Below are 9,402 nucleotides of genomic sequence, written 5' to 3'. Positions count from 1 at the left end.
ACTCACCGACAAGGAATGGGGCGACTACCTGTTCATGCGCAAGAATCCGCGCGGCGTGCACCGCGAGCAATGGATGCACACGCAAGGCTGCCGCCGCTGGTTCATGGCGCAGCGCGACACGGTCACCTATGACATCAAGGGATACGAGGTTTTCGGTAAGTCTCCTGTCAATGCTCAGAAGAAGGGCACCGGAAAATGAGCCAGAAAGACCGACTCGTCACCGGTGGTCGCATCGATCGTTCGAAGCAGTTGACCTTCACGTTCAACGGCCACACGTATCAGGGCTTCCAGGGCGACACGCTTGCGTCCGCGCTGCTCGCGAACGGGGTGCGGTTTGTCGCGCGCAGCTTCAAGTATCACCGCCCGCGCGGCATCGTGACGGCGGACGTCGCGGAACCGAATGCCGTAGTGCAACTGGAACGCGGCGCGTACACGGTGCCGAATGCGCGCGCGACGGAAGTCGAGTTGTATCAGGGGCTCGTTGCGACGAGCGTGAACGCCGAACCGAATCTCGAACACGATCGCATGGCGATCAACCAGAAGTTCGCGCGCTTCTTGCCCGCCGGCTTCTACTACAAGACTTTCATGTGGCCGCGCAAATGGTGGCCGAAATACGAAGAGAAAATTCGCGAAGCGGCAGGGCTTGGCAAGGCGCCCGAGAAGCTTGACGCCGATCGCTACGACAAGTGCTACGCACATTGCGACGTGCTCGTCGTCGGCGGCGGACCGACGGGCCTCGTGGCCGCGCATGCGGCGGCGACGGCCGGCGCGCGCGTGATTCTCGTCGACGACCAGAGAGAACTCGGCGGCAGCCTCCTGTCGAATCCGACGGAAATCGACGGCAAGCCGGCGATGCGGTGGGTCGAGAAGATCGAGGCTGAACTGCGCAAGCTGCCCGACGTGAAGATCCTGTCGCGCAGCACTGCGTTCGGCTATCAGGATCACAACCTCGTGACCGTCACGCAACGCCTGACCGATCACCTGTCGGTTCAGATGCGCGCTGGCACACGCGAGCTGCTGTGGAAAATCCGCGCGAAGCGCGTGATCCTCGCGACCGGCGCGCACGAGCGCCCGATCGTGTTCGGCAACAATGATCTGCCGGGTGTGATGCTCGCTTCGGCGGTATCGGCGTACGTGCATCGCTACGGCGTGCTGCCGGGCCGTGAGGCCGTGGTGTTCACGAATAACGACCGCGGCTATCAGGCCGCGCTCGACCTGACGGCGTGCGGTGCGAAAGTGACTGTCGTCGATGTGCGCGCGTCAACGAGCGGCGCGCTGCCCGCCGCCGCGAAGCGCCAGGGCGTGACCGTGATGAGCGGCGCAGTCGTGATGGCCGCGTCGGGTAAGTGGCGCGTGTCGTCGGTCGACATCGCGTCGTATGCGGACAGACAGGCGGGCGGCAAGATCACGACGCTGCCGTGCGATCTCGTCGCGATGTCGGGCGGTTTCAGTCCGGTGCTACACCTGTTCGCGCAGTCTGGCGGCAAGGCGCTCTGGGTCGATGAAAAAGTGTGCTTCGTGCCGGGCAGGGGCGCGCAGGCGGAAGCGAGCGTTGGCGCTGCCGCGGGCGAGTTCGATTTCGCGCGCGCGCTGCGACTCGCGATCGACGCCGGAGTCGAAGCCGTAAAGGCGGCAGGGTTCACTGTTACCCAGCGTCCAGTGGTCCCGCAGGTCGCCGCAGTCGTGGAAGGTCCGCTGACGCCGCTTTGGCTCGTCGGCAGCCACGACGCGGCCGCCCGTGGTCCGAAGCAATTCGTCGACTTCCAGAATGACGTGTCCGCAGCCGACATTCTGCTCGCCGCGCGCGAAGGCTTCGAATCGGTCGAGCACGTGAAGCGCTACACCGCGATGGGCTTCGGAACGGATCAGGGCAAGCTCGGCAACATCAACGGGATGGGCATTCTCGCGCAGGCGCTCGGCAAGTCGATTCCCGAGACCGGCACGACGACGTACCGCCCGAACTACACGCCGGTCACGTTCGGCACGATCGCGGGCCGCGAGCTCGGCGACTTCCTCGATCCGGTCCGCAAGACCTGCATCCACGAATGGCACGTCGAGCACGGCGCGATGTTCGAGGACGTCGGCAACTGGAAGCGTCCGTGGTACTTCCCGAAGAAGGGCGAGGATCTGCACGCCGCGGTGAAGCGCGAATGCCTCGCGGTGCGCAATAGCGTCGGCATGCTCGACGCGTCGACGCTCGGCAAGATCGACATCCAGGGTCCGGACGCGGTGAAGCTGCTGAACTGGATGTACACGAACCCATGGAACAAGCTCGAAGTCGGTAAGTGCCGTTACGGCCTGATGCTCGACGAGAACGGGATGGTGTTCGACGACGGCGTGACCGTGCGTCTCGGCGAGCAGCACTTCATGATGACGACGACGACGGGCGGCGCCGCGCGTGTGCTCACGTGGCTCGAACGCTGGCTGCAGACCGAGTGGCCGGACATGAAGGTGCGCCTCGCGTCGGTGACCGACCACTGGGCGACGTTCGCGGTCGTCGGGCCGAAAAGCCGCAAGGTGCTGCAGAAGGTCTGTCAGGACATCGACTTCGCGAACGACGCGTTCCCGTTCATGAGCTATCGCAATGGCACTGTCGTGGGCGTGAAGTCGCGCGTCATGCGGATCAGCTTCTCGGGCGAGCTTGCCTATGAAGTGAACGTGCCCGCGAACGCCGGTCGCGCGGTGTGGGAAGCGCTGATGGCCGCGGGCGCCGAGTTCGACATTACGCCGTACGGTACCGAGACGATGCACGTGCTGCGTGCGGAGAAGGGCTACATCATCGTCGGTCAGGATACCGACGGATCGATCACCCCGTACGACCTCGGGATGGGCGGACTCGTCGCGAAGTCGAAGGACTTCCTCGGTAAGCGTTCGCTGACGCGCTCGGATACCGCGAGGGAAGGCCGCAAGCAATTCGTCGGCCTTCTGACCGACGACGCGCAGTACGTCCTGCCCGAAGGCGCGCAGATCGTCGCGCCGGACACGCAGGCATCGGCGACCGATCCGACGCCGATGATCGGCCACGTGACGTCCAGCTATTACAGCCCGATCCTGAAGCGGTCGATTGCGCTCGCGGTAGTGAAGGGCGGTTTGAACAAGATGGGTGAAAGCGTCGCTATTCCGCTGGCCAACGGCAAGCGCGTGACCGCGAAGATTGCGAACCCGATTTTCTACGATACCGAAGGGGTGCGTCAGAATGTGGAGTGAGACGAAAAACAGGACGCATGTGGCAGAGCGTTCAGACGTGGTGAGGCTCGAGTCGCCATTCATTGGCGCGGCCGATCTGCTGAAGGCGCGGCAAACGCGCGCGTCGAAGAAGTTCGCGATGCGTGAGCGCGCGTTCCTCGATCTCGTGAACGTGCGCGGTGAGCTGTCCGATCCCGCGTTCGTGGTCGCGTTCGAACGGGTCGTCGGCTGCCGGCCGCCGGCCGAGCCAAACACGGTCGCGAAAAGCGCTTCGTATGACGCATTGTGGCTCGGCCCCGACGAATGGCTCGTGCGTTCGACCGAGCCAGTGCAGACGGGCGCGCTCGGGGCGAAGCTCGCCGAGGCGTTGCAGGGCACGTATTCGGCGGCGGTCGACGTCGGCAGCGGCTCTACGGTCGTCGAGATCAGCGGCGAGTGCGTACGCGAGGTACTGTCGCGCGGATGCCCGCTCGATCTGCATCCGCGCCTGTTCGGCGAAGGGCAATGCGCGCAGAGCCACTACTTCAAGGCATCGATCGTATTGATCCCGAGCGGTCGGGATACTTTCGAGATCGTCGTGCGCCGCAGCTTCGCTGACTACTTTTGCCGGATCATCCTCGATGCGGCGGCGTCGCTCGCGTCATGAAACCGACTGAGACGCCGTTCCTCGCGCTGGATGCGCCGCGCGTGCGAGGGCGCGGCTGGAGCATCTTCGTCGATGCACTGACGGTGCCGGTGCGGATCGGTATTCATTCGTATGAACATGATGGACCGCAGTCGATCGTGATCGACGCTCGGCTCGGCTATCGCTGCGAGCCGAGCGAGGCTGGCGAGTGGATCGACTATGACGGCTATTGCACGCGGCTTGCGGCGTTCCTTGCGAGCAAGCCGCATACGCGTCTGCTCGAAACGCTCGTCGCCGATATCGCAGTGCTGTCGTTTCGCGAATGGCCGGTGCTCGAAACGCTTGAACTTGCGGTGCACAAGCCGAAGATTCGACCGGGCACGAAGCGCGTCGGTGTCGCACTGGAATGGACGCGCGAGGACTATTCGCGGTGGAGCGGGACCGCAGGGCTCTGAGTTTTGTCCGTCGACCGCGTAGAGCATTGATCATGTGGCTATACACCGGCCCGGGATGTGGTGCAGCAGATTCGGGCGCCTGCGCGGCTTGTGCAATCACGCAGACAATTGCGAATCTGTACCCCATGTCGGCGTAATGCAAGCGCCCGTCGGTTTTTGCCTGTCGTCCGCATCACGTCCCGGAGTACGTTGAGGGGTTGCTACGTGCGCCGCTTCTGACGGCGTGTGGCGGCGTTATCCAACGGAAAGGAGACAATACGATGAGCAGCAACCGAGGTGTCGTTTATATGGGGCCTGGCAAGGTCGAAGTGCAAAAGATCGACTATCCGAAGATGGTCGATCCGAGCGGGCGCTCGATCGGCCACGGCGTCATTCTGAAAGTCGTGAGCACGAACATTTGCGGGTCGGACCAGCACATGGTGCGCGGCCGCACGACTGCACCGATCGGCCTCGTGCTCGGCCACGAAATCACGGGCGAAGTGCTCGAAGTCGGCGGCGACGTCGAGACGCTGAAGGTCGGCGATATTGTGTCCGTGCCGTTCAACGTAAATGGCGGAAAAGGTAAAGACCGCGTCTAAATTCGCACATCGACAGAAAGTCCAAACGACAAGAATAAGGTCATCGGAAGCCTTGGCCTGGTTCCGCTGAAAAGCCAGACGCGGCGGACCCTTCACGTTGCACTTTGCCCACTCTCACTGTCACGGACGCTCTATGTCGAATACCCAGTCTTTCTTCTCGCAGCCTCTGACCCAGCGCGATGGGTCAGTCCAAAACATCATCCTGAAGGAACTCGAGCGGCAGCAGTCGCAGGTCGAGCTGATCGCATCGGAAAATATCGTATCGCGCGCAGTACTCGAGGCGCAGGGCTCGGTGCTGACCAACAAGTACGCCGAAGGGTATCCGGGAAAGCGCTACTACGGCGGTTGTGAATTCGCGGACGAAGTTGAGGCGCTCGCAATCGACCGTGTGAAGCGGATCTTCAATGCCGGCTACGCGAACGTGCAGCCGCACTCGGGTGCGCAGGCGAACGGGGCGGTGATGCTCGCGCTCGCGAAGCCGGGCGACACGGTGCTCGGCATGTCGCTTGACGCGGGCGGCCACCTGACGCACGGCGCGAAGCCGGCACTGTCGGGCAAGTGGTTCAACGCTGTGCAGTACGGTGTGAACCGCGACACGATGCTGATCGACTACGACCAGGTCGAGGAACTCGCGCAACGGCACAAGCCGAGCCTCATCATCGCGGGCTTTTCCGCGTATCCGCGCCAGCTCGACTTCGCGCGCTTCCGCGCGATCGCCGACAGCATCGGCGCAAAGCTGATGGTGGACATGGCGCACATCGCCGGCGTAATCGCGGCGGGACGTCACGCGAATCCGGTCGAGCATGCGCACGTGGTCACGTCGACCACGCACAAGACACTGCGTGGCCCGCGCGGCGGCTTTGTGCTGACGAATGACGAAGAGATTGCGAAGAAAATCAACTCGGCGGTATTCCCCGGCCTGCAGGGCGGCCCGCTGATGCACGTGATCGCCGGCAAGGCGGTCGCGTTCGGTGAAGTGCTGCACGCGGACTTCAAGACTTACATCGATAACGTGCTGGCGAACGCGCGGGCGCTCGGCGAAGTGTTGAAGGCCGGCGGGGTCGATCTGGTGACGGGCGGCACGGACAACCATCTGCTGCTGGTCGATCTGCGCCCGAAGGGCCTGAAGGGCAATCAGGTCGAGCAGGCGCTGGAACGCGCGGGCATCACCTGCAACAAGAACGGCATTCCGTTCGACACCGAGAAGCCCACGGTGACCTCCGGTATTCGCCTCGGCACGCCGGCCGGCACCACGCGCGGTTTCGGCGTCGCGGAATTTCGCGAGATTGGCCGCCTGATCCTCGAGGTGTTCGAAGCACTGCGCGCGAACTCCGAAGGCGATCACGCGACCGAGCAGCGCGTGCGCCGCGAGATCTTCGCTCTGTGCGAGCGCTTCCCGATTTACTGATCCGATAGAACTGACAGGACTGGAGCTTTACATGAGCACGTTGCATCAGGACAGCATGATCATCGATGGCCTGAACATTTCGAAGTTCGAACGTTCGGTGTTCGACGACATGCGCAAGGGCGGTATCACCGCCGCCAACTGCACGGTATCGGTCTGGGAGAACTTCACGAAGACCGTCGACAACATCGCACAGATGAAGAAGCAGATCCGCGACAACGGCAAACTGCTGACGCTCGTGCGCACGACCGACGACATCTTCCGTGCGAAGCGGGAAGGCAGGACCGGCGTCATCCTCGGCTTCCAGAACGCGCATGCGTTCGAGGACAACCTCGGCTATATCGAGGCGTTCGCCGACATGGGCGTGCGCGTCGTGCAGCTCTGCTACAACACGCAGAACCTTGTCGGTACGGGCTGTTATGAGCGCGATGGCGGCCTGTCCGACTTCGGCCGCGAAGTGATCACCGAGATGAACCGCGTCGGCATCATGGTCGACCTGTCGCACGTGGGCGGCAATACATCGTCGGAAGCGATCGCGTTCTCGAAGAAACCGGTTTGCTATTCGCACTGCCTGCCGTCGGGCCTGAAGGAGCATCCGCGCAACAAGAGCGACGAGCAACTGAAGGAAATCGCGGACGCGGGCGGCTTCGTCGGCGTGACGATGTTCGCACCGTTCCTGAAGCGCGGCATCGACGCGACGGTCGACGACTACATCGAGGCGATCGACTACGTCGTGAACCTGATCGGCGAGGACGCGGTTGGCATCGGCACTGATTTCACGCAGGGCTACAGCACCGAATTCTTCGACATGCTCACGCACGACAAGGGCCGCTACCGCCGCCTGACGAATTTCGGCAAGGTCGTGAACCCGGAAGGCATCCGCACGATCGGCGAATTTCCGAACCTGACCGCAGCGATGGAACGCGCCGGCTGGAAGGCGTCGCGCATCCGCAAGATCATGGGCGAGAACTGGGTGCGCGTGTTCAAGGATGTGTGGGGCGCGTAACTCTTCATCCACATATATGAAAGAAGGGGAGCAACGATTCGTATGCGCCCCTATCGCTCACGGAGCCATCACAATGCAACCGCAACTGCCGATCAACGTCGATCCCGATACCGGCATCTGGACCACCGACGCGCTGCCGATGCTGTACGTCCCGCGTCACTTCTTCACGAACAACCACACGGCGGTCGAGGAAGCGCTCGGCCGCGACGCGTATGCGGAGATTCTCTATAAAGCCGGATACAAGTCCGCCTATCACTGGTGCGACAAGGAAGCGAAGCTGCACGGTCTGACCGGGATGGCAGTGTTCGAGCATTACCTGAAGCGCCTGTCGCAGCGCGGGTGGGGCCTGTTCTCAATTCTCGAAGCCGATCCGGCGAGCGCGCGCGCGACTATCGAGCTGCGCCATTCGTCGTTCGTGCTCGCGCAGCCGGGCAAGGAAGGCAAGCTTTGCTACATGTTCGCAGGCTGGTTCGCCGGCGCGATGGACTGGGTCAACGACACGACACCGGAAGGTAAAGGCGCGCCGCGCGCCCATTCAAAGGAAGTGCAGTGCGCAGCCGAGGGGCACGACGACTGCGTCTTCGAAGTGTCGCCGATTACTCACTGACACAGAACCATATCAGCAATACGAGACACACGAACGCCAGAGGTCGCTTGCGATGCGCTATCCCCACTTGTTCAAACCCCTGCAGCTCAACCAGCTTACGCTGCGCAACCGCATCGTCAGCACCGCGCACGCGGAGGTGTATGCGGAACCGGGCGGTCTGCCCGGCGACCGTTATATCCGTTACTACGAGGAGAAGGCCAAGGGCGGCGTCGGCCTTGCCGTGTGCGGCGGGTCGAGCCCGGTGTCGATCGATAGCCCGCAAGGCTGGTGGAAATCGGTGAACCTCGCGACCGACAGGATTATCGACCCGCTCGCGCGGCTTGCCGAAGCGATGCACACGCACGGCGCGAAGATCATGATCCAGGCGACGCACATGGGCCGCCGCTCGGCATTTCACGGCGAGCATTGGCCGCATCTGATGTCGCCGTCCGGCGTGCGTGAGCCGGTGCATCGCGGCAACGCGAAGATCATCGAGGTGGAAGAGATTCGCCGCATCATCTCGGACTTTGCCGCGGCTGCGAAGCGCGTGAAGGATGCGGGCATGGACGGGATCGAAATCTCGGCGGCGCACCAGCATCTGATCGACCAGTTCTGGAGCCCGCGCACGAATTTCCGAACCGACGAATGGGGCGGTTCGCTCGAAAACCGTCTGCGTTTCGGCACCGAGGTCCTGAAGGCGGTGCGCGAAGCGGTGGGCGCGGATTTCTGCGTCGGCTTGCGCATGTGCGGCGATGAATTCCATGAAGACGGCCTCGATCACGAACAACTGAAAGAGATCGCACAGGCGATGTCGGAGACCGGGCTGATCGATTACCTCGGCGTGATCGGTTCCGGCGCGGATACGCACAACACGCTGGCGAACTGCATGCCGCCGATGGCGCTGCCGCCTGAGCCGTTCGTGCATCTCGCGGCCGGCATCAAGTCGGTGGTGAAGCTCCCGGTGATGCATGCGCAAAGCATTCGCGATGCCGGCCAGGCCGAACGGCTGCTGGCGAGCGGCATGGTCGATCTGGTGGGCATGACGCGCGCGCAGATCGCCGATCCGCATATGGTCATCAAGATCCGCGATGGGCGTGAAGACGAGATCAAGCAGTGCGTCGGCGCGAATTACTGCATCGACCGCCAATACAACGGGCTGGATGTGCTGTGCGTGCAGAACGCCGCGACGTCACGCGAAGCAACCATGCCGCACGTGATCGAGAAGACGCGTGGACCGAAGCGCAAGGTGGTCGTGGTCGGTGCGGGTCCGGCCGGACTCGAAGCGGCGCGCGTGGCGAAATCGCGCGGTCACGATGTGGTGCTGTTCGAGAAGAACGACTACGTCGGCGGCCAGATCATGCTGGCCGCGAAGGCGCCGCAGCGCGAGCAGATGGCGGGCATCGTGCGCTGGTTCGATATGGAAACGAAGCGGCTCGGCGTCGATCGCCGTCTCGGTGTCGCGGCCGACGAAAAAACCATCATGGCCGAGAAGCCGGACATCGTCGTGCTGGCCACGGGCGGTTCGTCGTTCACGTCGCAAGTGGCGGCGTGGGGCGTCGAG

At 63.1% G+C, this 9,402-nt stretch carries 8 protein-coding genes and 1 pseudogene; all 9 read left to right on the top strand.

Annotation, left to right across the window (positions count from 1 at the left end; translation table 11 throughout):
- The coding region (locus DLM46_RS38480; protein WP_115110219.1) for a sarcosine oxidase subunit delta at nt 1-199 on the top strand (199 nt) is incomplete at its 5' end.
- The gene (locus DLM46_RS38475) at nt 196-3,207 is read left to right on the top strand and encodes a sarcosine oxidase subunit alpha family protein (protein WP_115110216.1); all 3,012 of its coding nucleotides are present in this window, start codon (nt 196-198) and stop codon (nt 3,205-3,207) included. The genes DLM46_RS38480 and DLM46_RS38475, both read left to right, overlap by 4 nt.
- Nucleotides 3,197-3,832 (top strand): sarcosine oxidase subunit gamma, encoded by a 636-nt coding sequence (locus DLM46_RS38470; RefSeq protein WP_115110213.1) that lies wholly within the window; start codon nt 3,197-3,199, stop codon nt 3,830-3,832. Before DLM46_RS38475 ends, DLM46_RS38470 begins: the two co-directional genes overlap by 11 nt.
- The gene (locus DLM46_RS38465) at nt 3,829-4,266 is read left to right on the top strand and encodes a dihydroneopterin aldolase (RefSeq protein WP_115110210.1); all 438 of its coding nucleotides are present in this window, start codon (nt 3,829-3,831) and stop codon (nt 4,264-4,266) included. Before DLM46_RS38470 ends, DLM46_RS38465 begins: the two co-directional genes overlap by 4 nt.
- A 260-nt stretch (nt 4,267-4,526) precedes the next feature.
- Nucleotides 4,527-4,826: pseudogene (locus tag DLM46_RS38460) on the top strand (alcohol dehydrogenase catalytic domain-containing protein); the annotation flags it as partial.
- 151 nt (nt 4,827-4,977) lie between these two features.
- On the top strand, nt 4,978-6,252 hold the full coding sequence (locus tag DLM46_RS38455) for a serine hydroxymethyltransferase (RefSeq protein ID WP_115110207.1): 1,275 nt from the start codon (nt 4,978-4,980) through the stop codon (nt 6,250-6,252).
- Nucleotides 6,253-6,283: 31 nt separating this feature from the next.
- A complete protein-coding gene (locus DLM46_RS38450; RefSeq protein ID WP_115110203.1) occupies nt 6,284-7,255 on the top strand; it encodes a dipeptidase in 972 nt (323 codons plus the stop codon).
- Nucleotides 7,256-7,328: 73 nt separating this feature from the next.
- Nucleotides 7,329-7,862, top strand: a complete 534-nt coding sequence (locus DLM46_RS38445; protein WP_115110199.1) for a DUF5943 domain-containing protein — start codon at nt 7,329-7,331, stop codon at nt 7,860-7,862.
- Between the two features lie 52 nt (nt 7,863-7,914).
- A partial coding sequence (locus DLM46_RS38440) for an oxidoreductase (protein ID WP_115110196.1) occupies nt 7,915-9,402 on the top strand: 1,488 nt, incomplete at its 3' end.

This window comes from Paraburkholderia lacunae, from assembly GCF_003353175.1.
Taxonomy (GTDB): domain Bacteria; phylum Pseudomonadota; class Gammaproteobacteria; order Burkholderiales; family Burkholderiaceae; genus Paraburkholderia; species Paraburkholderia lacunae.
This window is presented reverse-complemented; position numbering and strand designations above follow the sequence as displayed.

Excerpts from the sequence above, each read along its gene's own strand:
- DLM46_RS38475 (WP_115110216.1), top strand. The coding sequence starts at position 196 with ATGAGCCAGAAAGACCGACTCGTCACCGGTGGTCGCATCGATCGTTCG.
- DLM46_RS38455 (WP_115110207.1), top strand. The coding sequence starts at position 4,978 with ATGTCGAATACCCAGTCTTTCTTCTCGCAGCCTCTGACCCAGCGCGAT.
- DLM46_RS38470 (WP_115110213.1), top strand. The coding sequence starts at position 3,197 with ATGTGGAGTGAGACGAAAAACAGGACGCATGTGGCAGAGCGTTCAGAC.
- DLM46_RS38445 (WP_115110199.1), top strand. The coding sequence starts at position 7,329 with ATGCAACCGCAACTGCCGATCAACGTCGATCCCGATACCGGCATCTGG.
- DLM46_RS38450 (WP_115110203.1), top strand. The coding sequence starts at position 6,284 with ATGAGCACGTTGCATCAGGACAGCATGATCATCGATGGCCTGAACATT.
- DLM46_RS38465 (WP_115110210.1), top strand. The coding sequence starts at position 3,829 with ATGAAACCGACTGAGACGCCGTTCCTCGCGCTGGATGCGCCGCGCGTG.